General features: G+C 67.5%; 23 protein-coding genes. 16 read left to right on the plus strand and 7 right to left on the minus strand.

Features of this window, described 5'->3' with window-relative positions; genetic code table 11:
• The first annotated feature begins 23 nt into the window (after positions 1-23).
• From K0O62_RS25755 to K0O62_RS25780, 6 genes are read left to right on the plus strand one after another with little or no spacing between them, the layout of a single operon-like run.
• Positions 24-1,175 carry a steroid 3-ketoacyl-CoA thiolase gene (locus K0O62_RS25755; RefSeq protein ID WP_073856768.1) on the plus strand — a complete coding sequence of 384 codons (1,152 nt, stop codon included), beginning with the start codon at positions 24-26 and terminating at the stop codon, positions 1,173-1,175.
• A 5-nt stretch (positions 1,176-1,180) separates the two neighbouring features.
• Entirely contained in the window at positions 1,181-1,561 is a 381-nt protein-coding gene (locus tag K0O62_RS25760; RefSeq protein ID WP_073856769.1) for a DUF8021 domain-containing protein, read from the plus strand.
• Positions 1,562-1,570: 9 nt separating this feature from the next.
• Complete coding sequence (locus K0O62_RS25765; RefSeq protein WP_073856770.1) at positions 1,571-2,050, plus strand: nitroreductase family deazaflavin-dependent oxidoreductase; 480 nt, start codon at positions 1,571-1,573, stop codon at positions 2,048-2,050.
• 17 nt (positions 2,051-2,067) lie between these two features.
• The gene (locus K0O62_RS25770; RefSeq protein ID WP_073856771.1) at positions 2,068-3,408 is read left to right on the plus strand and encodes a histidine phosphatase family protein; all 1,341 of its coding nucleotides are present in this window, start codon (positions 2,068-2,070) and stop codon (positions 3,406-3,408) included.
• 35 nt (positions 3,409-3,443) lie between these two features.
• Positions 3,444-3,740 carry a hypothetical protein gene (locus tag K0O62_RS25775; protein WP_073856772.1) on the plus strand — a complete coding sequence of 99 codons (297 nt, stop codon included), beginning with the start codon at positions 3,444-3,446 and terminating at the stop codon, positions 3,738-3,740.
• 48 nt (positions 3,741-3,788) lie between these two features.
• A complete protein-coding gene (locus K0O62_RS25780) occupies positions 3,789-4,235 on the plus strand; it encodes a nitroreductase family deazaflavin-dependent oxidoreductase (protein WP_073856773.1) in 447 nt (148 codons plus the stop codon).
• Between the two features lie 64 nt (positions 4,236-4,299).
• Here K0O62_RS25780 and K0O62_RS25785 read toward each other — a convergent pair whose 3' ends face one another.
• Both K0O62_RS25785 and K0O62_RS25790 read right to left on the minus strand, forming a co-directional pair.
• Entirely contained in the window at positions 4,300-5,205 is a 906-nt protein-coding gene (locus K0O62_RS25785; RefSeq protein WP_073856774.1) for an SDR family oxidoreductase, read from the minus strand.
• Positions 5,206-5,224: 19 nt separating this feature from the next.
• Positions 5,225-5,998, minus strand: coding sequence for an SDR family oxidoreductase (locus tag K0O62_RS25790; RefSeq protein WP_073856775.1), 774 nt, complete (start codon positions 5,996-5,998; stop codon positions 5,225-5,227).
• Between the two features lie 70 nt (positions 5,999-6,068).
• Here K0O62_RS25790 and echA20 point away from each other — a divergent pair, with 70 nt between their 5' ends.
• The 6 genes from echA20 to K0O62_RS25820 are packed head-to-tail and all read left to right on the plus strand — an operon-like array spanning position 6,069 to position 12,278.
• Positions 6,069-6,827 carry a (7aS)-7a-methyl-1,5-dioxo-2,3,5,6,7,7a-hexahydro-1H-indene-carboxyl-CoA hydrolase gene (gene echA20, locus K0O62_RS25795; protein WP_073856776.1) on the plus strand — a complete coding sequence of 253 codons (759 nt, stop codon included), beginning with the start codon at positions 6,069-6,071 and terminating at the stop codon, positions 6,825-6,827.
• Between the two features lie 2 nt (positions 6,828-6,829).
• Entirely contained in the window at positions 6,830-7,699 is an 870-nt protein-coding gene (ipdA, locus tag K0O62_RS25800) for a cholesterol ring-cleaving hydrolase subunit IpdA (protein WP_073856777.1), read from the plus strand.
• Positions 7,696-8,454 (plus strand): cholesterol ring-cleaving hydrolase subunit IpdB, encoded by a 759-nt coding sequence (ipdB, locus tag K0O62_RS25805; RefSeq protein WP_073856778.1) that lies wholly within the window; start codon positions 7,696-7,698, stop codon positions 8,452-8,454. The genes ipdA and ipdB overlap by 4 nt, the downstream gene beginning before the upstream one ends.
• 2 nt (positions 8,455-8,456) lie before the next feature.
• Entirely contained in the window at positions 8,457-9,530 is a 1,074-nt protein-coding gene (gene ipdC, locus K0O62_RS25810) for a (3aS,4S,5R,7aS)-5-hydroxy-7a-methyl-1-oxo-octahydro-1H-indene-4-carboxyl-CoA dehydrogenase (RefSeq protein ID WP_073856779.1), read from the plus strand.
• 39 nt (positions 9,531-9,569) lie between these two features.
• Positions 9,570-11,114, plus strand: coding sequence for a phospholipase D family protein (locus tag K0O62_RS25815; RefSeq protein WP_073856780.1), 1,545 nt, complete (start codon positions 9,570-9,572; stop codon positions 11,112-11,114).
• A gap of 51 nt (positions 11,115-11,165) precedes the next feature.
• Positions 11,166-12,278 (plus strand): NDMA-dependent alcohol dehydrogenase, encoded by a 1,113-nt coding sequence (locus K0O62_RS25820; protein WP_073856781.1) that lies wholly within the window; start codon positions 11,166-11,168, stop codon positions 12,276-12,278.
• Positions 12,279-12,296: 18 nt separating this feature from the next.
• Here the strand turns inward: K0O62_RS25820 and K0O62_RS25825 are convergent, their stop codons facing one another.
• The 3 genes from K0O62_RS25825 to kstR2 form a co-directional block, all read right to left on the minus strand.
• Positions 12,297-14,045: a hypothetical protein gene (locus K0O62_RS25825; protein WP_372512855.1), complete on the minus strand. Its 1,749-nt coding sequence runs from the start codon at positions 14,043-14,045 to the stop codon at positions 12,297-12,299.
• A gap of 98 nt (positions 14,046-14,143) precedes the next feature.
• Entirely contained in the window at positions 14,144-15,304 is a 1,161-nt protein-coding gene (gene fadA6 / locus K0O62_RS25830; protein WP_073856783.1) for a steroid 3-ketoacyl-CoA thiolase FadA6, read from the minus strand.
• A gap of 10 nt (positions 15,305-15,314) precedes the next feature.
• Positions 15,315-15,920: a TetR family transcriptional regulator KstR2 gene (kstR2, locus tag K0O62_RS25835; protein WP_073856784.1), complete on the minus strand. Its 606-nt coding sequence runs from the start codon at positions 15,918-15,920 to the stop codon at positions 15,315-15,317.
• Positions 15,921-16,372: 452 nt separating this feature from the next.
• Between kstR2 and K0O62_RS25840 the strand changes: the two genes are divergently transcribed.
• Entirely contained in the window at positions 16,373-18,328 is a 1,956-nt protein-coding gene (locus K0O62_RS25840; protein ID WP_079244434.1) for a hypothetical protein, read from the plus strand.
• 68 nt (positions 18,329-18,396) lie between these two features.
• Here K0O62_RS25840 and ipdF read toward each other — a convergent pair whose 3' ends face one another.
• Together ipdF and ipdE1 are read right to left on the minus strand one after the other, a co-directional pair.
• Entirely contained in the window at positions 18,397-19,188 is a 792-nt protein-coding gene (gene ipdF / locus K0O62_RS25845) for a (5R,7aS)-5-hydroxy-7a-methyl-1-oxo-2,3,5,6,7,7a-hexahydro-1H-indene-carboxyl-CoA reductase (RefSeq protein ID WP_073856786.1), read from the minus strand.
• Entirely contained in the window at positions 19,185-20,333 is a 1,149-nt protein-coding gene (gene ipdE1 / locus K0O62_RS25850) for an acyl-CoA dehydrogenase IpdE1 (protein WP_073856787.1), read from the minus strand. The genes ipdF and ipdE1 overlap by 4 nt, the downstream gene beginning before the upstream one ends.
• 47 nt (positions 20,334-20,380) lie before the next feature.
• Between ipdE1 and fadD3 the strand changes: the two genes are divergently transcribed.
• From fadD3 to K0O62_RS25865, 3 genes are read left to right on the plus strand one after another with little or no spacing between them, the layout of a single operon-like run.
• Positions 20,381-21,901: a 3-((3aS,4S,7aS)-7a-methyl-1,5-dioxo-octahydro-1H-inden-4-yl)propanoate--CoA ligase FadD3 gene (gene fadD3 / locus K0O62_RS25855; protein ID WP_073856788.1), complete on the plus strand. Its 1,521-nt coding sequence runs from the start codon at positions 20,381-20,383 to the stop codon at positions 21,899-21,901.
• Entirely contained in the window at positions 21,902-23,032 is a 1,131-nt protein-coding gene (locus K0O62_RS25860; protein WP_073856789.1) for an acyl-CoA dehydrogenase family protein, read from the plus strand. It abuts the gene before it with no gap.
• Entirely contained in the window at positions 23,029-23,982 is a 954-nt protein-coding gene (locus K0O62_RS25865) for an acyl-CoA dehydrogenase family protein (RefSeq protein ID WP_073856790.1), read from the plus strand. Before K0O62_RS25860 ends, K0O62_RS25865 begins: the two co-directional genes overlap by 4 nt.
• Position 23,983: the final 1 nt, after the last annotated feature.

The following is a 23,983-nucleotide window of genomic DNA, read 5'->3' on the forward strand; positions in this document are numbered from 1 at the left end:
GAAACGTGTTCTAGCCTGACGTCATGGGTAATCCTGTCATCGTCGAAGCCACCCGCAGCCCCATCGGCAAGCGCAACGGATGGCTGTCCGGACTGCACGCGACCGAACTCCTGGGCGCCGTGCAGAAGGCTCTCGTCGAGAAGGCGGGCATCCCCGCCGGTGACGTCGAGCAGGTCATCGGCGGCTGCGTCACGCAGTACGGCGAACAGGCCAACAACGTCACCCGGCAGTCCTGGCTGGTCGCCGGTCTGCCCGAACATGTCGGCGCCACCAGCGTCGACTGCCAGTGCGGTAGCGCTCAGCAGGCCAACCATCTGATCGCCGGGTTGATCGCCACCGGCGCCATCGACATCGGCATCGCCTGCGGTGTCGAGGCCATGAGCCGGGTGGGTCTGGGCCAGAACGGCGGCGGATCACGGGCAGCCTCGTGGGATATCGACATGCCCAACCAGTTCGAGGCCGCCGAGCGGATCGCCCAGCGCCGCGGCATCACCCGCGCCGACGTGGACGCCCTGGGCTTGGCCTCGCAGACCAAGGCCAAGCAGGCCTGGGCCGAGGGCCGGTTCGACCGGGAGATCTCGGCCATCTCGGCCCCGGTGCTCGACGAGAACAAGCAGCCGACCGCCGAGTTCGCCCCGGTGACCCGTGATCAGGGGCTGCGCGACACCACGGCCGAGGGCCTGGCCTCGTTGAAGCCGGTGCTCGACGGCGGGATTCACACCGCCGGCACGTCCTCGCAGATCTCCGACGGTGCGGCCGCCGTGCTGTGGATGGACGAGGACAAGGCGAAGGCTCTGGGCTTCAAGCCGCGCGCCCGCATCGTCGCGCAGGCCAACGTCGGCGCCGAGACCTACTACCACCTCGACGGGCCGGTGCAGTCGACGGCGCGGGTGCTGGAGAAGGCCGGTATGAAGATGGGCGATATCGACCTGGTGGAGATCAACGAGGCCTTCGCGTCGGTGGTGCTGTCCTGGGCCCAGGTGCACGGCGCCGACCTGGACAAGGTGAACGTCAACGGCGGCGCGATCGCGCTCGGACACCCCGTCGGATCCACCGGAGCCCGGCTGATCACCACCGCGCTGCACGAACTGGAGCGCACCGGTAAGAGCACCGCGCTGATCACCATGTGCGCCGGCGGCGCCCTGAGCACCGGCACCATCATCGAACGGATCTGATCCGCGTGCCCCTCGCCGATCCCGAGCGCATCGCCGCAGCACAGTCCTATATCGACGCGCTGTCGACCCATCGGGCCGATGAGGTGCCGTTCGCCCCGGACTGCATCCGGATCGAGATGGGCCTGAAGACCGGACGTTCCGGAGATCACCTGCGGCGCAGCCTGAACAACGGTCCGCAGTTCAAGCTGATCGAGCGGACCACGCCGCCGGTGTTCACCGTCGACGGGGACACCATCCGGGCGCAGTTCGACGTGCTGACCAGACCGCGACTGCTCGGCCGGCGGGTGTGCTCACACGTCGACGAGACGTTCCTCATTCCGGCCGGTGACGCACAGCCGACGATCCGTCACATCAACGCCAAGCTCAGTCCGTTCATCGGCCGATAGGGTCACCGCATGTCCGAGACACCCCGCCCGCTCAACGCCAAGCAGGTCGAGCGCCTCAATGCCTCGTCCACCGGCACCATCATCAAGTGGATGTCGCGCGCCCAGACGTGGATCTTCAAGAAGTCGGGCGGCAAGCTCGCCAACAAGTTCCTGCGCGGCGCCGAGGTCGGCATCCTGACCACGACCGGCCGGAAGTCCGGTGAGCCCCGCGACAGCCCGCTGCTGTTCCTGCAGGAGGGCCGGCGGATCGTGCTGGTGGCGTCGCAGGGCGGCCGGGCCACCAACCCGATGTGGTACCTGAACATCAAGGCCGATCCGAGGATCTCCTTTCAGACCAAGAAGGAACGGCTGGAGCTGGTGGCCCGCGAGGCGACCGATGCCGAACGCGACGAGTACTGGCCCAAGCTGGACGCGATGTACCCCGACTTCGTCAACTACCGGTCCTACACCGATCGTAAAATCCCGATCCTGATCTGCGATCCCGCCTAGCTCGCTACTGTGAGCCGATGAGTCTGGGCTCACCCCGTTCATCTTTGAAACTCCTGCTCACGGTGGTGACGGCGGCGCTGTTGTGGGTGGCGGCCGCCATACCGGCGGCAGCACTGACGGTGACGTTCGTGCGGCACGGCGAGTCCGAGGGCAACGCGTCCGGCCGAATCGACACCTCGGTGCCCGGACCGGCTATCACCGCATCGGGACTCGCGCAGTCGCAAGCCGTGGCGGCCGCGTTGGCAAACAACGGCACCGCCTACGACGCGATCTATACCTCGAACATGCTGCGCACCAGCCAGACTGCGCAGCCGTTCGCCGCGCTGACCGGCCTGACTCCGATCGCGCTGCCCGGGTTCCGGGAGATCAACGCCGGCATCTTCGAGGGTTCCTCGGAAAACTCCGGGCTGGGCAGGCTCGGGTATGGCCTGACCCCGGCGCTCTGGATGCTGGGCGCCCGGTCGGTGCCGATGCTGGGCGGCGGGAACGGCAATGCGTTCGATGCCCGGGTGGACGGGGCGCTCAAGGTGATCGAGGACAGCGGTGCACAGAACCCGGTGGTCTTCTCGCACGGTGCCACCATCATGTTCTGGACGATGATGAACGTGGACAATCCCGACCTCGGCCTGCTGTTGCGCCACCGACTGGACAACACCGACGTAGTGGTGATCGAGGGCAGCTCCGAGGAGGGCTGGACCCTGAAGAGCTGGGCCGGGGTGGACGTCGGTCCGGCCACGCTACCCACCAAGTTGTTCGTCAACGTCCGGGACCTGGTGGTGGCCCCGCAGACCGCGGTCTACAACGTGGCGCAGGCGTTCCGCACCGGGGATATCGCCAAGATCGCCACCGCGATCCGCAACGGGGTGAGCACGCTGGTGCAGGCACCGATCAAGTTCACCGGGGCGGTGATCCGCGATGTCGTGGACGCGCTGCGCCCGCAACGCAGCCCGGCCGCCCCACAGCGCGCTGCCGAACCCGACCCGACCACGACGGCGGCCGCCTTGACCGCGCCCCAGCGGGCGGAGCCCGAAGCGTCCGACTCCGAACAGGATGCCGCACCGGTACCGAAACTCCGGACCAGCCGGACCGCGAAGAAACCGAGCCGGGTCAGCGCGATCACCGAAATCGCCGGTGGCAGCAATGAGGACGAACTCACCGAGGACGCGACGGTCACCCGACTCGACGTGAAGCGGGCGGGCCGGCCGGGAGTCGCGGTCGCCGGCGGTGGCAAGGCGACCGAAACCAGCGATGCCGGCGTCGATGACACGACCACGACCACCGGCTCCGACGACCGTGCAGCCGGCGACGGCAGTGCTGATGATGCCGACAGTGCCGGCTCCGAGAAGGACGCGGCCTGACCCCGCATCCGGGGCGCCGGCCACCCGGCTTCGGGGTGAGTGCGGGCGTCGCGCGCGCCGTCGCCGCCATGCTCGGCGCCACGTCCGCCCTGCTGTGGCTGATGTGCATGTATATCGTTGCGCGATCCGGCTTCTCGACCGATCCCGCCGCCGATCCGCAGGGTTACGCGCTGATGTTCGGCACCGTCGTCGGCGTCATCGCCGGCCTGCTGTTCGCGGTGGCGTTGCCGGCGGCATTCCCGGTCGCCCGGCGCAGGCAGGTCTCCCGGATATGTCTGCTGCTGTTCCTCGGGGCGACCGTCGCGCTCTACCTGGCGCTGGCCCTGTCCTAGTTCGGGCGGGCTGGTTTGCCCGGGTCCGGATCGGGAAACCAGCGGTACATGGTCGACGTCCGCAATTCGGGGCTGCTGGCATTGTCGATGAAGCACTTCGCCAAGGCGCATGTGTGGGTGTACCGGCGCACCGGCGGCCGTCTCGGCGCACGCCTGCTCTGGCTGCCGGCGGCGCTCATCACCACCACCGGCCGCCGGACCGGACAGCCGAGGGTGACCGCGACGCTGTGCCTGCGCGACGGTGAGCGGGTGGTGTTGCCGGCTTCGTTCGGCGGGCGTGATCACGACCCGGCGTGGTACCTGAACGTCCGGTCCGATCCCCGGGTGCACGTGCAGTACGGCCCCGACCGGTGGGACATGACCGCCAGGGATGCCACGCCCGCGGAACGAATCCGGTACTGGCCGAGGCTGACCCGGATGTACCCGCCGTATCGCGGCTACCGCGAGGCGGCCGACCGCGTCATCCCGTTGGTGGTCTGCGAACCGCGCGACTGACCCGCGGTCTGTGGAGTCTTACCCGGAATGGTTCCGGGTGAGACTCCACAAACCGCAGAGAGATTCAGGCGCCGAAGACCGGCAGCGGTGTACGCGTCTTGGCCAGCAGGTCGCGCACCACCGGGCCGAGCTCGGCCGGGTCCCACTTGGCGCCCTTGTCGATCTCGCCGCCGCGGTTCCAGCCCTCGGCCACCCGGATGATGCCGCCTTCGACCTCGAAGACCTGACCGGTGATATCGCGGGATTCCACGCTGCCCAGCCAGACCACCAGCGGCGAGATGTTCTCCGGGGCCATCGCGTCGAACTCGCTGTCCTGGGTGGCCATCATGTCGGCGAACACCGTCTCGGTCATCCGGGTCCGCGCCGAGGGCGCGATGGCGTTGACCGACACACCGATTCGGCCCATCTCGGCGGCGGCCACCAGCGTCAGTGCCGCGATGCCCGCCTTGGCCGCGCTGTAGGTGGCCTGTCCGACACTGCCCTGAAGACCCGCACCGGAACTGGTGTTGATGATGCGGGCGTCGACGGTCTTGCCGGCCTTGGACTGGGCACGCCAGTACGCCCCGGCGTGCTTCATGGTGGCGAAGTGACCCTTGAGATGCACGGCGGTGACGGCGTCGAACTCGTCCTCGGTGGCGTTGACGAACATCCGGTCCCGCACGATGCCGGCATTGTTCACCAAAACGTCCAGGCTGCCGAAATTTTCGATGGCGGTCTGGATCAGGCCTTCGGCCTCGCTCCAGTCCGCGACGTTGGCGCCGCTGGTGACGGCTTCACCGCCCGCGGCGATGATCTCGTCGACCACGTTCTGCGCGGCGCTGCCGCCGCCTGCCGGTGAGCCGTCCAGGCCGACACCGATGTCGTTGACCACGACCCGCGCACCCTCGGCGGCGAATGCGAGCGCGTGTTCGCGCCCGATCCCGCCGCCGGCGCCCGTCACGATGACTACCCGACCGTCGAGCAAACCCATTGCTGTTTCTCCTTGTTCGTCACTTGATGTCGGCAGTGGTGGTGCTCAGGTAATGCGGGGGCTCGCCGCCGCCGTGCACCTCCAACGAGGCGCCACTGATGTAGGAAGCCGCCGGCGAGGCCAGGAACGCTGTCGCCCAGCCGATGTCGGCGGGCTTGGCCAGCCGCCCCAGCGGCACATTCTTGGAGATGGCCGCGATGGACTCGGCGTCACCGTAGAACAGTTCGGACTGTTCGGTCTCGACCATGCCGACCACCACCGAATTCACCCGGACCTTGGGCGCCCACTCCACGGCCAGTGTCGAGGTGAGGTTGTCGATTCCGGCCTTGGCCGCCCCGTAGGCCGCGGTGCCGGGCGTCGGCCGGTGACCGCTGACGCTGGAGATGTTGACGATCGAGCCGCCGGAGTCCTGGTTCTGCATCACCGCGTTGGCGTGCGTGGACACCGACAGCGCGCCGATCAGGTTCAGTTCGATGATCTTGGTGCTGAATTTGGCCGAGGCCTCGGCGGCCGGCACGTACGGAGATCCGCCGGCGTTGTTGACCACCACGTCCAGCCGACCATGGGCGGCCACCACGGCCTCGATGAGGGCCTTCACCGAATCGTCGTCCCGGATGTCACAGGAATGGAACTCGTACGGCGAACCCTCCACCGGGCGGCGCGCACAGGTCACCACCGTGGCACCCTGACCGGCGAAGACGGCGCTGATACCGGCACCGACGCCGCGCACTCCTCCGGTCACCAGGACCACCCGGCCATCCAGTTGCAGATCGATTCCAGCCGTGTCACTCACTGTGCTAGCGTACCAAGCAAGTGCTTGCTTAGGTAGCGACCCTCTCAGGAAGTGTCTTGTGTCAGATCCCATGAAGACCATCACCACGCAAACAGTCGAACCGGGCATCGTCTCGGTGACCGTGAACTACCCGCCCGTCAACGCGATCCCGTCCCGCGGATGGTTCGAACTCGGCGATGCCATCACCGCCGCAGGCCGTGACCGCAGCACCCACGTGGTGATCCTGCGCGCGGAGGGACGCGGCTTCAACGCCGGCGTGGACATCAAGGAAATGCAGAACACCGAGGGCTTCACCGCCCTCATCGACGCCAACCGCGGCTGCTACCACGCCTTCAAGGCCGTCTACGAGTGCGAGGTCCCGGTCGTGGCCGCCGTGAACGGGTTCTGCGTCGGCGGCGGGATCGGCCTGGTCGGCAACGCCGACGTCATCGTCGCCTCCGATGACGCCAAGTTCGGCCTGCCCGAGGTCGAACGCGGCGCCCTGGGCGCGGCCACCCACCTGTCCCGGCTGGTCCCCCAGCACCTGATGCGCCGACTGTTCTTCACCGCGGCCACCGTCGACGCCGAGACGCTGCACCACTTCGGCTCGGTACACGAGGTGGTGCCGCGCGCCGAACTCGACGAGTCCGCACTGCGGGTGGCCCGCGACATCGCCAACAAGGACACCCGGGTGATCCGGGCGGCCAAGGAGGCGCTGAACTTCATCGACGTGCAGCCCGTCACCGCGCGCTACCGGATGGAGCAGGGCTTCACCTTCGAGCTGAACCTCGCGGGCGTCTCCGATGAGCACCGCGACGCATTCGCCGGCACCGACAAGGGATCTAAATAGCTATGGCAGACAAGAGAACGACGCTGGACGAGGCCGTCGCCTCGATCGAAAGCGGTATGACGATCGGTATCGGCGGCTGGGGCTCGCGGCGCAAGCCGATGGCCTTCATCCGCGCGCTGCTGCGCACCGATGTCAAGGACCTCACCGTCGTCACCTATGGCGGTCCGGATCTCGGCCTGCTGTGCTCGGCCGACAAGGTCAAGCGCGTCTACTACGGCTTCGTCTCGCTGGACTCGCCGCCGTTCTATGACCCGTGGTTCGCCAAGGCCCGCACCGCCGGCGCCATCGAGGCCCGCGAGATGGACGAGGGCATGCTGCGCTGCGGACTGCAGGCAGCCGCACAGCGACTGCCGTTCCTGCCGATCCGCGCCGGTCTGGGCAGCGATGTGCGCACCTTCTGGGGCGACGAGCTCAAGACCGTCAAATCCCCATACGACGACCAGGAACTCATCGCCATGCCGGCACTGAACCTGGACGCGGCGTTCGTGCACATGAACCTCGGTGACCAGCGCGGCAACGCCGCCTACACCGGTATCGACCCGTACTTCGACGACCTGTTCCTGATGTCTGCGCAGAAGCGCTTCCTGTCTGTGGAGAAGATCGTGTCCACCGAGGAGCTGGTGAGTTCGGTTGTGCCGCAGCAGCTGCTGATCAATCGGATGATGGTCGACGCCGTGGTGGAGGCACCGGGCGGTGCGCACTTCACCACCGGCGAACCGGATTACAAGCGCGACGAGAAGTTCCAGCGCCACTATGCCGAGGCCGCCGGGTCGCAGGAGACCTGGGCCGAGTTCGTCAAGACCTACCTGTCCGGCAGCGAGGCGGACTACCAGGCTGCCGTGCGCAAGTTCGCAGAGGAGAACAACCGATGAGCCAGGCGAGCGAAGCGACCCGTGCCGAGGTGTGCGCCGTCGCGTGCGCCGAATTGTTCCGTGACGCAGGCGAGATCATGGTCAGCCCGATGACGACCATCGTGCAGATCGGCGCCCGTCTGGCCCGCCTGACCTTCTCCCCCGACATCGTGCTGACCGATGGTGAGGCGCGCATCATCGCCGACACCCCGGCCATCGGGGCGCCGGCGGCCATCGAGGGCTGGATGCCGTTCAACCGGGTCTTCGAGACGCTGGCCTGGGGCCGTCGCCATGTGGTGATGGGCGCCAACCAGATCGACCGCTACGGCAACCAGAACCTGTCCGCGTTCGGGCCGATCCAGCATCCGACCCGGCAGATGTTCGGTGTCCGTGGCGCCCCGGGCAACTCCATCAACCACCCCACCAGCTACTTCGTGGGTAACCACTCCAAGCGGGTGTTCACCGAACAGGTGGACATCGTCTCCGGCATCGGCTGGGACAAGATCGATCCCGCCAATCCCGCCTACCGGTTCGCGAACATCTTCCGGGTGATCAGCAACCTGGGCGTCTTCGACTTCAACGGCCCCGATCACCAGCTGCGGGCGGTGTCGCTGCACCCGGGCGTCGAGCCCGATCAGGTCGCCGAGAACACCTCCTTCGAGGTGCACGGGCTGGATTCCGTCCAGACCACCCGGCTGCCCAGCGCCGAAGAACAGCGCCTGCTGCGCGAGGTCATCGATCCGAAGTCGCTGCGCGACAAAGAGGTCAAGGCTTAACCATGGCGAAGCTGGTCACCCCGCTGACCGAACTGGTCGGCATCGAACACCCGGTCGTACAGACCGGCATGGGTTGGGTCGCGGGCGCCCGGCTGGTCGCCGCGACCTCGAACGCGGGCGGGCTGGGCATCCTGGCCTCGGCGACGATGACGCTGGCCGAACTGCAGACCGCGGTCGCCAAGGTCAAGGCTGCCACCGACAAGCCGTTCGGCATCAACATCCGGGCGGACGCCGGGGACGCGATCGACCGCGTCGACCTCCTGATCCGCGAAGGAGTCAAAGTCGCCTCCTTCGCTCTGGCTCCCAAGCCCGATCTGATCGCCAAGCTCAAGGACGCCGGGGTGGTGGTCATCCCGTCGGTCGGGCTGGCCAAGCACGCCAAGAAGGTGGCGAGTTGGGGTGCGGACGCGGTGATCGTGCAGGGCGGTGAGGGCGGTGGGCACACCGGCCCGATCGCCACCACGCTGCTGCTGCCCTCGGTACTCGACGCCGTCAAGGACACCGGCATGCCGGTGGTGGCCGCGGGCGGGTTCTTCGACGGCCGCGGACTGGCGGCCGCACTGTCCTACGGCGCCGCCGGCGTCGCCATGGGGACCCGGTTCCTGCTCACCTCGGACTCGACCGTGCCCGATGCCGTCAAGCAGCGCTACCTGGACGCCGCACTGGACGGCACAGTCGTCTCCACCCGGGTGGACGGTATGCCGCACCGGGTGCTGCGCACCGGTTTGGTGGAGAAGCTGGAAAGCGGTTCCCCGGTGCGCGGTTTCGCCGCGGCGCTGGGCAACGCGCAGAAGTTCAAGAAGCTGTCCGGGATGACCTGGAAGTCCATGGTCACCGACGGGTTGGCGATGCGGCACGGCAAGGACCTGACCTGGTCGCAGGTCGTGATGGCGGCCAACACCCCGATGCTGCTCAAGGCCGGTCTGGTGGAAGGCAACACCGAGGCCGGTGTGCTGGCCTCGGGCCAGGTCGCGGGCATCCTGGACGATCTGCCCTCGTGCGCCGAACTGGTGCCGGCCATCGTGGCCGACGCGGTGACGCATCTGCGCTCGGCATCGGGTTACATCACCGACTGAGTCCGTTCCCCCGGCGCGTTTTTCGGGTATGGAGAACCCATGCCCGACCTGGCGCGGTGGTTCCTCACGGCGCAGGAGCGCGGAAACCCGTCCACGCGCCTGCCCGCGTGGAGCACCGGCAACCTGGCCGAACCGCTGATCCACGGCGCAACGTACTTCGACCGGCTCGTGACGGAGGTCGAGGCGCTGCAGGCCGGCGACCACCTGTTCTTCACCGACTGGCGGGGTGACCCCGATCAGTTGCTGCGCGACCAGGGTCCGACCATCGCCGAATTGTTCTGCCGCGCCGCCACGCGTGGAGTCGTGGTCAAGGGCCTGATGTGGCGTTCGCACCTGGACGCGTTCGCCTACAGCGAGGAAGAGAACCGGCACCTCGGCGACGCGATCGAGGCCGCCGGCGGCGAGGTGCTGCTCGACCAGCGGGTGCGATTCGGCGGTTCGCACCACCAGAAGTTGGTGGTCCTGCGCCATCCTTCGGCCCCCGAACGCGACGTGGCATTCGCCGGCGGCATCGACCTGTGCCACTCCCGCCGCGATGACGCATCGCATCGCGGGGACCGCCAGGCGGTGCGGATGGCGCGAAACTACGGCGACCACCCGCCCTGGCATGACGTGCAACTCCAGGTGCGTGGGCCCGCCGTCGGCGCACTGGACACCTCGTTCCGGGAACGCTGGGACGACCCCGCGGCGCTGGACATGCTCAACCCGCTCGCCTACGTCCGCGACCGGCTGCGCGGCGCTGATCTGCAACCCGGTGCGCTGCCCGACCAGCCGCCCGACCCGCCGCCGTGCGGTCGCCATGCCGTGCAGGTGCTGCGCACCTACCCCGACGGGCATTTCGAGTACGACTTCGCGCCGCGGGGCGAACGCAGTATCGCCCGCGGTTACAGCAAGGTGGTGCGCCGCGCGCGGCAGCTGATCTATCTGGAGGACCAGTATCTGTGGTCCAAACGGGTCGCCGACCTGTTCGTCCGGGCGCTGACGGACAATCCCGGTCTGCATCTTGTCGCGGTGGTGCCCCGCTACCCCGACGTGGACGGGCGCCTGGCGTTGCCACCGAACCAGATCGGGCGCCATGAGGCCATCGCGGCGTGCAGCCGGGTGAGCCCGGACCGGGTGCACGTGTTCGATGTTGAAAATCATTCGGGCACACCGGTATATGTACACGCCAAGGTGTGCACGGTGGACGATGAATGGGCCAGCGTGGGTAGCGACAACTTCAACCGGCGGTCCTGGACGCATGACAGCGAGTTATCCTGTGCGGTAATCGATCCCGACGGGATTTTCGCCCGCGACCTGCGGTTGAGACTGTTGCGTGAGCACCTGGACCGTGCCGAGGACGGTAGTCAGGACGGCGGGCTGGCCGACCCGCAGACCGCGGTGGCGGAGATCGAAACAGCCGCGGGGGCGTTGGAGGCGTGGCACGCGTCGGGCCGCCGGGGTGCGCGCCCACCGGGGCGGCTGCGCCCGCACCGTCCCGAGCGGCTCGGCCGGTTCACCCGGCTGTGGGCGGGACCGGCCTACCGGATGATCTACGACCCCGACGGGCGCAACGTCCGCGACCGGATCCGGGACCGCTGGTGATCGTCACGAATCGACCACGGCAGCCCGGCGGGGTTCCTACACTCGGGGCGCATGAAGACCAACGCGGCGATTCTGTGGGAGTACGGCGGCGACTGGACGGTCGAGGAGATCGACCTCGATCCTCCGGGTGACGGTGAGGTGCTGGTCTCCTGGGAGGCCACCGGTCTGTGCCACTCCGATGAGCACATCCGCACCGGCGACCTGCCGGCCCCGCTGCCGCTGATCGGCGGCCACGAGGGAGCGGGCATCGTCCGCGAGGTCGGTGCCGGCGTGGTCGGGCTCGCCCCCGGCGACCATGTCGTCGCCTCCTTCCTGCCCGCCTGCGGCCGCTGCCGGTTCTGTTCCACCGGCCACCAGAACCTGTGCGACCTGGGGGCCATGATCATGGCAGGCACCCAACTCGACGGGACGTATCGTCGGCACGTCAACGGCCAGGATGTCGGTGTGATGGCACTGGTCGGCACCTTCTCTCAGTACGGCACGGTGCCCGAGGCCTCGATCGTCAAGATCGACGACGACATCCCCCTGACCCGGGCCTGTCTGCTGGGCTGCGGTGTCACCACCGGGTGGGGTTCGGCGGTCAACACCGCCGACGTGGCACCCGGCGACACCGTCGTCGTGATCGGTCTGGGTGGCATCGGCAGCGGAGCCGTCCAGGGGGCACGGCTGGCCGGCGCGGAGAAGATCATCGTGGTGGAACCCGTGGAGGCGAAGCGGGACTTGGCTTTCCGGTTCGGCGCTACGCACTTCGCGACCTCGATCGAGGAGGCCACCGCCCTGGTCGCCGACCTCACCCGCGGGGTGATGGCCGATTCGGCCATCCTGACCGTCGGCCTGCTGCAGGGCGCGATGCTGGAGGAGGCCGCGAACATCATCCGCAAGGGCGGCGCGGTGGTGATGACCGCACTGTCCACGATGGCCGACAATCAGCCGACCCTGGGCATGATGATGTTCACCCTGTTCCAGAAGCGGTTACTGGGAAGCCTTTACGGGGAGGCCAATCCGCGCGCGGACATCCCGCGGCTGCTGTCGCTGTACCGCGAGGGCAAGCTCCTGCTCGACGAGACCGTCACCCACGAGTACAAGCTCGCGGAGGTCAACGAGGGCTACGAGGACATGCGGGAGGGCCGCAACATCCGCGGTGTGATCGTGCACGACCACTGACCGGCCCGGGCCGAACCCTCAGGGCAGGAACAGGATCCCGTCGTCCGAGGCGGCCTTCATCAGCTGCGGGATGGTCAGCGCGCCGTAGCCGGTGTGCACGGGTCCCCGCTTGCTGCCCAGGAAGGGCACGATGCCGGGGTTGGACTTGATGTCCAGGTGGTAGGCCTGCACGCCGGGCAGGTGGTACTGGAAAAAGTTGCCCAGGAAGTCCAGCATGAAGATCGCGCTGCCGATCAGCGTCTTGCCCCAGAGCTTGGAGACGTTGTACAGCGGGTTCATCGCGGCCGGGTCGCCGATCAGGACCATCGGCCCGTAGTGCGGCTTGCTGCCGCCGCCGGGAACGTAGGGCGGCATGAAGGGCTGCAGATAGGGCAGATCGGTGGCCATGGCCGTAGCGGAGCTGCCGTAGGTACCGATGTTGACGAACATCGAGTCGGCACCGTTGCCGGGTACGCGGGCGTTCATGCCCGGCGCCTCGAAACCGATGCCGGCCAGGCCGGTCCGCTGCGCCACGAACTGGGCCTCCCAGCCGCCGAGCGAGTGACCGGTGACGAAGATGTCGTCGTCGGTGTAGCCCTGCAGCGCGGCCTCGGCACGCACCCGCTCGGCGAATTCCAGGGCGTCATAGAACGCCAGCGGGGTGGTCCGGGTGAAGATCACCTGCAGATCGGCGACGATCTGGGCGACGGTGATGAGCGGGTTGAACAGCAGGTGGCTGCCACCGGTGGTGCCCTGGTAGGCGATGATGATCTGCCCCTCCGGGGTCACCCAGGTCTTGGCGACCATACCGGAGAAGAACCTGGTCGCGGACAGCTGAAATCCGTTGACGGTGAACGGAACCAGATTTCCGGGGGTCGAGCCGAGCACGTAGGACGCCGAGGACGCGTTGAGGAACTGTTCCACCGTCGGGGTCGGCCGGGTCGTCGGGCCGGTGTAGGTCATGGTCGGCACGGTGGGCTGGGCGACCGGCGTGCGGTGCAGCCCGATCAGCTTCTCGATCTCTCGGAAGACCCCGAAGATCAGATCGTTGACCACATTGAGGCCGTTGGGCAGCCCGTGACTGTTGGCGGAGGTGGTCAGGCTGAACACCTGCAATACCGCGTTGACCAGACGACCGGGAAGTTGCAGCACCTTTGCGATGGGCGACAACGGTTTCGGCGGGGTGGGTACCGTCGGGGTGGGCAGCGTGGGGTCGACAGCGGTGGAGACGACGGCGGCCGGTAGCGCGGGTGCGAGTGCGGTAGCGACTGCGGCGCTCGGAACCTCAAGCGTCAGAACACCGCCCGACGGCGCCGACAGCCGCGCACTGCTGATGCCCGCGCGGTGCGTCCGGACGGACTTCAGCAGGGGGCGGTTGAGCCGCCCGGCCTCGGTGTCATCCGTCGGCTCCGGCGCCGGAGTGTCGACGGCGGTGTCCGGCGAACCGGAATCATCCTGCTGCTCTGTTGAGTTCGGGGCCTCGAGTTCCGGTGCTTGGCTGTCCAGATCGACTGCGGCGCGGTCGCGCAGTGACCTGCGGGGACCGGCCTTCCTGGGTTCGGTGCGGGCCGGTTCGGTGAGTTTGGGGCCCGCGTCGGCGGTATCCTTCGAATCCGATTCACCGGACGTGGCAGCGGTGCTCGGTGATTCCGACCCCGCGCTCTCGGAACCGGCAGACTCGGTGCCGGTGGTGTCCGCCCACGCCGCGGCGTGTACCGGCGCGAACACCAACCCCGCGGAGATCGCCACCGCCGCCGCTCCGTACCCGAACGGCCTGACCTTCGACACACGCATCTCCTACCGATTCCAGCGCCACCCAAACTTTGACAATGCTCGATGTCAGAGTGAGAGTAGCGCTGGAATCGGTGCGGGATTGCGTTTTTCGGCTAGAGACGCTCGATGATGGTGACGTTGGCGGTGCCGCCGCCCTCACACATGGTCTGCAGGCCGTACCGACCACCGGTGCGCTCCAGGGTGTTCAGCATGGTGGCGAACAGCTTGGCGCCCGTCGCGCCGAGCGGATGCCCCAGCGCGATGGCGCCACCGTTGGGGTTGACCTTGGCCGGGTCCGCGCCGGTCTCCTTGATCCAGGCCTGCACCACCGGGGCGAACGCCTCGTTGATCTCGACGGTGTCGATGTCGTCGATCGACAGACCGGTCTTCTCCAGCGCGTAGTGGGTGGCCGGGATGGGGCCGGTCAGCATGAACACCGGATCCGCGCCGCGGGCGCTGATGTGGTGAATACGGGCCCGCGGCTTCAGGTTGTGCTCCTTGACCGCCTTCTCCGAGGCGAGCAGCACCGCGCTGGCGCCGTCGGAGATCTGGCTGGCCATCGCCGCGGTCAGGCGGCCGCCCTCGACAAGGGTCTTGAGCCCGGCCATCTTCTCCAGCGTGGTGTCGCGCGGGCCCTCATCGATGGCGAACCCGGCCCCGTCGATCTGGACGGGAATGATCTCGTTCTCGAAATGCCCGGCACGGATCGCCTCCTGGGCGCGCTGATGACTGGTCAGCGCGAACTTCTCCATGTCCTCGCGGGACAGATTCCACTTCTCGGCGATCATTTCCGAACCGCGGAACTGGGAGATCTCTTGGTCGCCGTAGCGGTGCAGCCAGCTCTTGGACTCGTTGGTGGGCGAGGTGAAGCCGAACTGCTCACCGACGATCATGGCCGAGCTGATCGGGATCTGGCTCATGTTCTGCATGCCGCCGGCCACGATGACGTCGGCCGTACCGGACAGGATCGCCTGCGCGCCAAACGAAATGGCCTGCTGGCTGGAACCGCACTGGCGGTCCACAGTGACGCCGGGGACCTCTTCGGGGTATCCGGCGGCCAGCCAGGACAGTCGCGCGATGTTGCCGGCCTGCCCACCGATCGCATCCACACAACCGGCGATGACGTCGTCGACCGCACTCGGGTCCAGGTCGGTGCGCTCGAAGAGCCCGCGCCAGGCGGCCGCACCCAGATCGACCGGGTGCAGCCCGCTCAGCGATCCGCCGCGCTTGCCAACCGCGGTACGGACGGCATCGATGACGTACGCCTCAGCCATGTGGTTCTCCTTAATGGGATTCTGCTTTGTTGGATTCTGCGGTTATGCCACCGAGCACGATGGCCAGATACTGTGCGCCGACTTGTTCGGCGGTCAACGGTCCGCCCGGTTGATACCAGCGGACCGACACCCAGGTGGTGTCGCGGATGAACCGGTACACCAGATCGACGTCCAGGTCGGGCCGGAACGCTCCGTCGGCGATCCCCTCGTGCAGCAGGTCGATCCACATCTGACGCTGCTCGCGGTTGCGGTCGTCGACGAACCCGAACTGCGGCAGGTCGGACAACCGCTTGGCCTCGTCCTGGTAGATGACGACCTGCGCGTGCCGGTGCTCGATGGCCTCGAAGGAGGCCATGAACAGCCCCTTGAGCCGGTCCAGCGGTGTGGACTCGGCGGCCAGGATCTGTTGATACCGCTCGAACAGCCAGTCCAGGAAGTCCTTGAGGACCTCCTCGACCATCTGCTCCTTGGACTTGAAATGGTGGTACAGACTGCCCGAGAGGATGCCCGCCGAATCGGCGATGTCCCGGACGGTGGTTGCCTTGAGGCCGCGCTCGGCGAACATCGTCGCGGCGAGCTTCAGGAGCTCGTCACGGCGGCTGGCCGGTGGGGTCATTTGGACAGCTTACCAACCAAGCACTTGCTAGGTCGAGCTACCAGGACATCCCGCCGGACCCACCGGAAAAGCAGGAGCCGACGCCCATCCACAGGGCGCCACATGGACAGTTCCATTGTGATTTGCGTCACACCGACGTCGCGGCTCCTGGTTCGCTCAGTGGCCATCGGCCCACTGGCAGAGTCGACTTTCGACCAGAATTTACCTAATAGCAACCCAGGTGTGGATGGTGCGCCGCCGAGCCTGCATCAACAACCGAGCCGGCGACACACCACAGCTAAGAAGGGCCCACCGATCCGTCACATCGCGCTCATCGGATAACCCCGCCAACCGGCTCCCCCGAGCACTCGCAGCTAACTAATTGCGATCGCATAAAACCCTCCTGTAGCTGTTGGGGCCTCATATTCTGAACAAGCTCGATCTCGCAGCTAATGACACACCCAGGGGGATCCATGGACATTTCAGCCCGTTCCTATTTCACTACCGGGGTTACGTTCACGGTCGCCGGCGCTATCGCGTTGGCACCGCTGGCCATCCCCACCGAGGGGCGCACGATCGCCCTTCCCAGCGTCTCGACCTCCACCGCCGACGTCCGGCTCAGCGCCGTCATCAACCCCGCCCATGTCGATGCGCTGATCACCGCACTGCGAAGCGGGTTGGCCGAGGTCACCACCGGGCTCGACAACATCACCACCCAAACCGGGATCGGCCTGAACAATGTGCTCACCAGGACCCAGGCACTCAACACGGGACTGTGGAACAGGCTCATCGAAGCCGCCGGCCCCGGGGCGTTGGGCGCCCTGGTCGCGGCCTTGGGCAGCTACTCCGAGGCGAGTCTGGCGTTGACCGCGTCCAGCATCGAAGGTGCCGCGGGCTCGTTGCTCGTGCTGCCCGGAGATGTCACCGACATCATCGGCAGCACGCTGATCGGTTCGCTCAACACGGCGCTGTACGCCATCACCGACGTGGTCAACAATCCGCTGAGGCTGGCGAGTTACACCGGACTGCTGGCCGGCGTGGTGAACATCGTCGGCGACATCTTGGTCGCACAGGACCCGAACTACAGCACCGGACTGCTTCCCGGCCCCAGTGGACACCTGGGACTGGTCGGTACCGCTCTCAACTCGACCCTGGGAGCCGTCATCAACGTTGTGGGCCTGGGCAGTGACGGACTGACCGGTCAGATCAATCTCGCCGTCGACTCGCTGTCCAGTGCACTGGACAATCTCGCCCAGCAGAGCGGCAGTGGACTTGTCACCGGGCTCGTCGGCCTCATCCAAGGACTGGCGCTGAACCCGATCCAGATCATCAACAACACCGCAGTCGTCGGTGGTCTGGTCAATATCGGTCTGCCTGTCTTCGCAGCACTGAACCCCCTTCTGACCTCGGCCGCCGACGCTGTCGTCGGTGTCCAGACCGGTCTCAACATCGCGTTGAACGCCATCGGCAACGATCCGCTGGACCTGGCGAGCTACACCACCGCCCTGGGCGGGCTCTTCAACGGCGGATTCGACGTGACGAGCGCGGCCATCATGGCCGGCACCAGCCTGGCCGCGGCACCGGTCAATGTCCTGGCGGGCGTCACCAACACCACCGCCGCACTCATCACCGCGTTGACCACCAATCTCACCGAGACGGTCGCCGGCCTGCTCAACCAGGTCGGCCTCGGTGCCGCGGCAGAGGCGGCGCTGTCGCTGGGCGTGCAGATCAACGAGGCGGTCAACGGTGTTGCCGAATTCGTCGCCGGCGATGTGCTCGGCGGCATCGCGGGTCTGATCAACGATGCCAATGACAATCTCCAGGCGCTCAACAACGATGCCAGGAACGCGATAAACGACCTGCTCGGTTACACCCCGCCGTTGGGGTTGCAGCAGGTGCAGACCGAAGCCGTGGAAGAAGGTCCCGGCGATGGTGTCTCCGAGGACGGCGTCTCCGGCGATGGCGAACTCGAGTCCACGCTCGTCGACACCACGCTGGTCAGTGGCAGGTCCGCACCGGTGCTGCCCGACGAGGACCTCGCGGTGTCGGACGAGGAGGAGGGTGACGGCTCGCTCGATGGTTCCGGTGACGACGCCACCAACGACGACGCCACCAACGAGGAGGGGCCACTCGACGGTGCCACCGACGACGGTTCTCTCGACGGTGCCGGCGAGGACGAGGACGACGTGGCCAACGTCGACAAGGACTCCCGCGATGCCGGCAGCCTCGATGACGACGCGGCCAACGACGACGGCGATGAGGGAGTCGACACCAAGAAGGCCGGCGTCAAGGGATCCGGCAACAAGAACGCAGGCAAGACCGGCGCCGGCGACAACGATTCCGGTGGCGATTCCGACGCCGGCGGCTCCGACAGCGGCAGCGACGGTGACAGCGGCAACACCGGAGGTGGTGACTCCGGCAACGACTGACCACCGACAACGATCACAAAAGGGGCCCGCTCACCAGAGCGGGCCCCTTTCATGTCTGGGCGGTCATCTCAGGCGCGCTGGCTGGACACCGAGATCACTTCACCGGTCAGGTAGCTGGAGTAGTCGCTGGCCAGGAAGGCGATGGTGGCCGCGACCTCCCACGGCTCGGCGGCGCGGCCGAACGCCTCGTCACCGGCGAGCCGGTCCAGCAGCTCCGCCGAGGAGGTCTTCTCCAGGAACTTGTGCCGGGCGATACTCGGGGACACCGCGTTGATCCGCACCCCATACTCGACGGCTTCGATTGCGCTGCAACGGGTCAGCGCCATCACCCCGGCCTTGGCCGCGGCGTAGTGCGACTGCGAGTGCTGCGCACGCCAGCCCAGCACGCTGGCGTTGTTCACGATGACGCCGCCGTGCGGGGCCTCCCGGAAGTAGCGCAGCGTGGCGCGGGTGGCCCGCATGACCGAGGTGAGGGTGACGTTGAGGACGCGGTCCCACTCGTCGTCGGTCATGTCGATGACCGGGGTCTGTCCGCCCAGGCCGGCATTGTTGACGAGCACGTCCAACCGACCGGCCTTGGCCACGGCCTCGGTGATCAGGTTGTCGACGGCCTCGGTGGAGGTCACATCGCACACCACCGACTCGACCCGGCCCAGCCCGAGTGCGGCGAGTTCGTCGCGGGTCTCGCCCAGGCGACGCTCGTGGAAGTCGGAGACCACCACGTCGGCGCCCTCCAACAGCGCGCGGCGCGCGGTGGTGGAGCCGATGCCGGTTCCGGCGGCGGCGGTCACCAGGACCACCTTGCCCTTCAGAAGTCCGTGTCCGGCAATCTCTTCCGGCGCTACAGACAGATCAGTCACCCTTTGGCCTCTCGGGGTAGGCCGAGCACCCGCTCGGCGATGATGTTGCGTTGGATCTCGTTGGAGCCGCCGTAGATGGTGTCCGAGCGGGAGAACAGGTACAGCCGCTGCCACTCGTCGAACTCACCGTCGGCCAGGGTCAGCCCGGCCATGCCCTGCACGTCCATGGCGATCTCGCCGAGCTCACGATGCCAGTTGGCCCACAACAGCTTCGACACGTTATCTTGCCCGGGCTGTTCGACGTCCATGGTGGCCAGCGAGTAGGACCGCATGGCCTTCAGCCCCGTCCAGGACCGGGTCAGCCGCTCGCGGATCAGCGGGTCGTCGGCGGCGCCGGTGCGCTTGGCCAGCTCGACCAGATTGGAATGCTCACGGGCGTACCGGATCTGCTGACCCAGCGTGGAAACGCCACGCTCGAAGGTCAGGGTGCCCATGGCGACCCGCCAGCCGTCGCCCGGTTCACCGACCACCAGGGAGGCATCGGTGCGGGCGTCGTCGAAGAACACCTCGTTGAACTCGGAGTCGCCGGTGAGCTGGATGATCGGGCGGATCTGCACACCCGGCTGATCCAGCGGCACGAGCAGATAGGACAGCCCGGCGTGCCGCTTGGAACCCTTCTCGGTGCGCGCCACCACGAAGCACCACTGCGCCCAGTGCGCCAGCGAGGTCCACACCTTCTGGCCATTGATCACCCATTCGTCGCCGACGAGTTCGGCCGAAGTGGAGACGTTGGCCAGATCGCTGCCCGCCCCGGGCTCGGAGTAGCCCTGGCTCCACAGCTCGGTGACGTCGAGGATCTTGGGCAGGAAGCGCTGCTGCTGTTCGGGCGTGCCGTACGCGATCAGAGTGGGGCCGAGCAGTTCCTCGCCGAAGTGGTTGACCTTGTCGGGGGCGTCGGCCTTGGCGTATTCCTCGTAGAACGCCACCCGGTGGGCGACGGTCAGCCCGCGGCCACCGTGCTCCTCGGGCCAGCCCAGGCAGGTCAGACCCGCGGCGGCCAGATGCTGGTTCCACGCACGCCGTTCCTCGAATGCCTCATGCTCGCGCCCCGGGCCTCCGAGGCCCTTGAGCGCTGCGTATTCGCCGACCAGATTATCGGCCAGCCATTGCCGGACCTCGGCCCGGAAGTCCTCGACCTCTATCACCCTTGTAGGCTAACCTACCAAGCACTTGCTTTGTTAGAGGAGCGTCAATGACGAGCGAAAGCCGGACCGTTCCTGCGGTGCTGGACCGGATTGCCGTGCAACTTTGCGACCACGAAGCCCTGGTCACGGCCGAGAAACGGTTCACCTACGGGCAGCTGCGCGACGAGGTCCGCCGGGCCGCCGCGGCGATGATCGACCTCGGGGTCAACGTCGGCGACCGGGTCGCGATCTGGTCCCCGAACACCTGGCACTGGGTGGTCGCCGCGTTGGCCACCCACTACGCCGGCGCCGTCATGGTTCCGCTGAACACCCGCTACACCGCCGGCGAGGCCGCCGACATCCTGGCCCGCACCGAGGCACCACTGCTGATCGCCGCCGGAGAATTCCTGGGCGCCGACCGCACCGAGCAGCTCGACCGCGACGCCCTGCCCGCGCTGCGCCACATCGTCCGGATCCCCATCGATGCGCCGGACGGAACCTGGGACGAGTTCATCGCTCGCGGGACCGCTTTCGCCGATGTCGATGCCCGCGCCGCGGCGGTCTCCCCCGACGACGTGTCCGACATCCTGTTCACCTCCGGCACGACCGGCCGCAGCAAGGGTGTGCGCTGCGCACACCGCCAGTCGCTGGACGCCTCGGCGGCCTGGGCGGCCTGCGGTCAGGTCACCAGCGCCGACCGCTATCTGTGCATCAACCCGTTCTTCCACAACTTCGGCTACAAGGCCGGCATCCTGGCCTGCCTGCAGACCGGGGCCACGCTGTACCCACTGCTCACCTTCGATCCCGAGCAGGCAATGAAAGCCGTTGCCGAACACCAGATCACGGTGCTTCCCGGCCCGCCCACCATCTACCAGACGCTGCTGGATCACCCGCGCCGCGCCGACTACGACCTGAGTTCGCTGCGCTTCGCGGTGACCGGGGCCGCGGTGGTCCCGGTGGTGCTGATCGAGCGGATGCAGTCCGAACTCGACATCGACATCGTGCTGACGGCATACGGCCTGACCGAGGCCGCCGGGTTCGGCACCATGTGCCGGGCCGACGACGACGCCATCACGGTGGCCACCACCTGCGGTCGCCCGATCGCCGACTTCGAACTGCGTCTCGACGACACCGGCGAGGTACTGCTGCGCGGGCCCAACGTCATGCTCGGCTATCTGAACGACCCGGAGGCGACCGCCGCGGCCATCGACCCCGACGGATGGCTACACACCGGCGACATCGGAACATTGGACGCAGCAGGTAATCTCACCATCACCGACCGGTTGAAGGACATGTACATCTGCGGCGGGTTCAACGTGTACCCGGCCGAGATCGAGCAGGTGCTGGCCCGCCTCGACGGGGTCGCCGAGGCCGCGGTGATCGGCGTCCCGGACGAGCGCCTCGGCGAGGTCGGCAAGGCCTTCGTCGTCGCCAAGGCCGGCGAACAACTCGACGAGGCGACGGTGATCGCCTACACGCGTGAGCATCTGGCGAACTTCAAGGTGCCCCGATCGGTGGCTTTCCTCGACGTTCTGCCGCGAAACCCAGGAGGCAAAGTGGTCAAACCACAGCTGCGAGAGATGATCTAAATGGACCTGACATTCGACGAGGGCACCGAGGAGTTCCGGGCCGAGGTCCGCGAGTTCCTCGCGGCCAATCGTGACGCGTTCCCGACGAAGTCCTACGACACCCTGGAGGGCTTCGAGCAGCACCGTCGCTGGGACAAGGTGCTCTTCGACGCCGGCCTGTCGGTGATCGCCTGGCCGAAGGAATACGGTGGCCGCGACGCCACCCTGCTGCAGTGGGTCGCCTTCGAGGAGGAGTACTTCCGCGCCGGCGCTCCCGGACGGGCCAGCGCCAACGGCACCTCCATGCTGGCGCCGACCCTGTTCGCGCACGGCACCAAGGAGCAACTCGACCGGGTGCTGCCGAAGATGGCCAGTGGCGAGGAGATCTGGGCGCAGGCCTGGTCCGAGCCCGAGTCCGGCAGCGACCTGGCCTCGCTGCGCTCCACCGCCACCAAGGTCGAGGGCGGATGGAAGCTCAACGGCCAGAAGATCTGGAGCTCACGGGCCCCGTTCGGGGAGCGTGGCTTCGGCCTGTTCCGCTCCGACCCGTCCGCGCAGCGGCACAAGGGCCTGACCTACTTCATGTTCGACCTGAAGGCCGACGGCATCACCGTGCGCCCGATCGCCCAGCTCGGCGGGGACACCGGCTTCGGCGAGGTGTTCCTCGACGACGTGTTCGTCCCGGACGAGGACGTCATCGGCGAGGTGCACGAGGGCTGGCGCGCGGCGATGAGCACCTCCAGCAATGAGCGCGGCATGTCGTTGCGCAGCCCGGCACGTTTCCTGGCACCGGCCGAACGGCTTGTCGCACTGTGGAAAGAGAACCCGGATCCGGTGTTCACCGACCGGGTGGCCGATGCCTGGATCAAGGCGCAGGCCTACCGCCTGCACACGTTCGGCACCGTCACCCGGCTGGCCAACGGCGGTGAGCTGGGCGCCGAATCCTCGGTGACCAAGGTTTTCTGGTCGGATCTGGATGTCGCGCTGCACCAGACCGCGCTGGACCTGCAGGGTGCCGACGCCGAACGGGTCGACCACTGGACAGAGGGCCTGTTGTTCGCCCTCGGTGGGCCGATCTACGCCGGCACCAACGAGATCCAGCGCAATATCATTGCCGAGCGCCTACTCGGTCTGCCCCGGGAGCCCAAGTGAACTTCGAGATCGACGAACAGCAGCGCGATTTCGCGTCCAGCATCGACGCCGCCCTGGGCGCCGCCGATGTACCCGCGGCCGTACGGGCCTGGGCCGACGGTGACACCGCACCCGGGCGCAAGGTCTGGAACCAGCTCACCGAACTCGGTGTGACCGCACTGTTGGTGGCCGAGAAGTACGACGGCATCGACGCCCACCCGGTCGACCTCGTCGTCGCGGTGGAGCGTCTCGGCTACTGGGCCGTGCCCGGCCCGGTCACCGAATCGATCGCCGTCGCCCCGATCCTGCTGACCGATGACGAGCGGTCCGGCGCACTGGCGGCCGGTGAATCGATCGCCACCGTCGCCCTGCCGCCTCAGGTTCCGTACGCGGTCAATGCCGACTTCGCCGACCTGGTGCTGCTCGCCGAGGATGGGCAGGTGTCGGATGCGGACGCGGGCACCGCGCACGACTCCGTCGACCCGGCCCGAAAGTTGTTCGAGGTCACCGCTTCCGGCACAGCACGGCCCGCAGATACCGCGCGCGCCTACGAGTTCGGGGTGTTGGCCACCGCGGCACAGCTGATCGGCGCCGGGCAGGCCATGCTCGACCAGTCGGTCGGATACGCCAAGCAGCGCACCCAGTTCGGCCGGGTGATCGGTTCCTACCAGGCGATCAAGCACAAGCTGGCCGACGTGCACATCGCGCTGGAGCTGGCCCGCCCGCTGGTCTACGGTGCGGCGCTCTCGCTGGCCGACAGGTCGGCCGACACCGCGCGCGATGTCAGCGCGGCCAAGGTCGCCGCCGCCGATGCCGCGCTGCTGGCCGCCCGGTCCTCGTTGCAGACCCACGGCGCCATCGGCTTCACCCAGGAACACGATCTGTCGCTGTTGCTGCTGAAGGTGCAAGCGCTGCGCTCGGCCTTCGGAGATCCCACTCTGCACCGTCGTCGACTGCTGGAGGCTCTCTAGA

This window comes from Mycolicibacterium diernhoferi, assembly GCF_019456655.1.
GTDB classification, from domain to species: domain Bacteria; phylum Actinomycetota; class Actinomycetes; order Mycobacteriales; family Mycobacteriaceae; genus Mycobacterium; species Mycobacterium diernhoferi.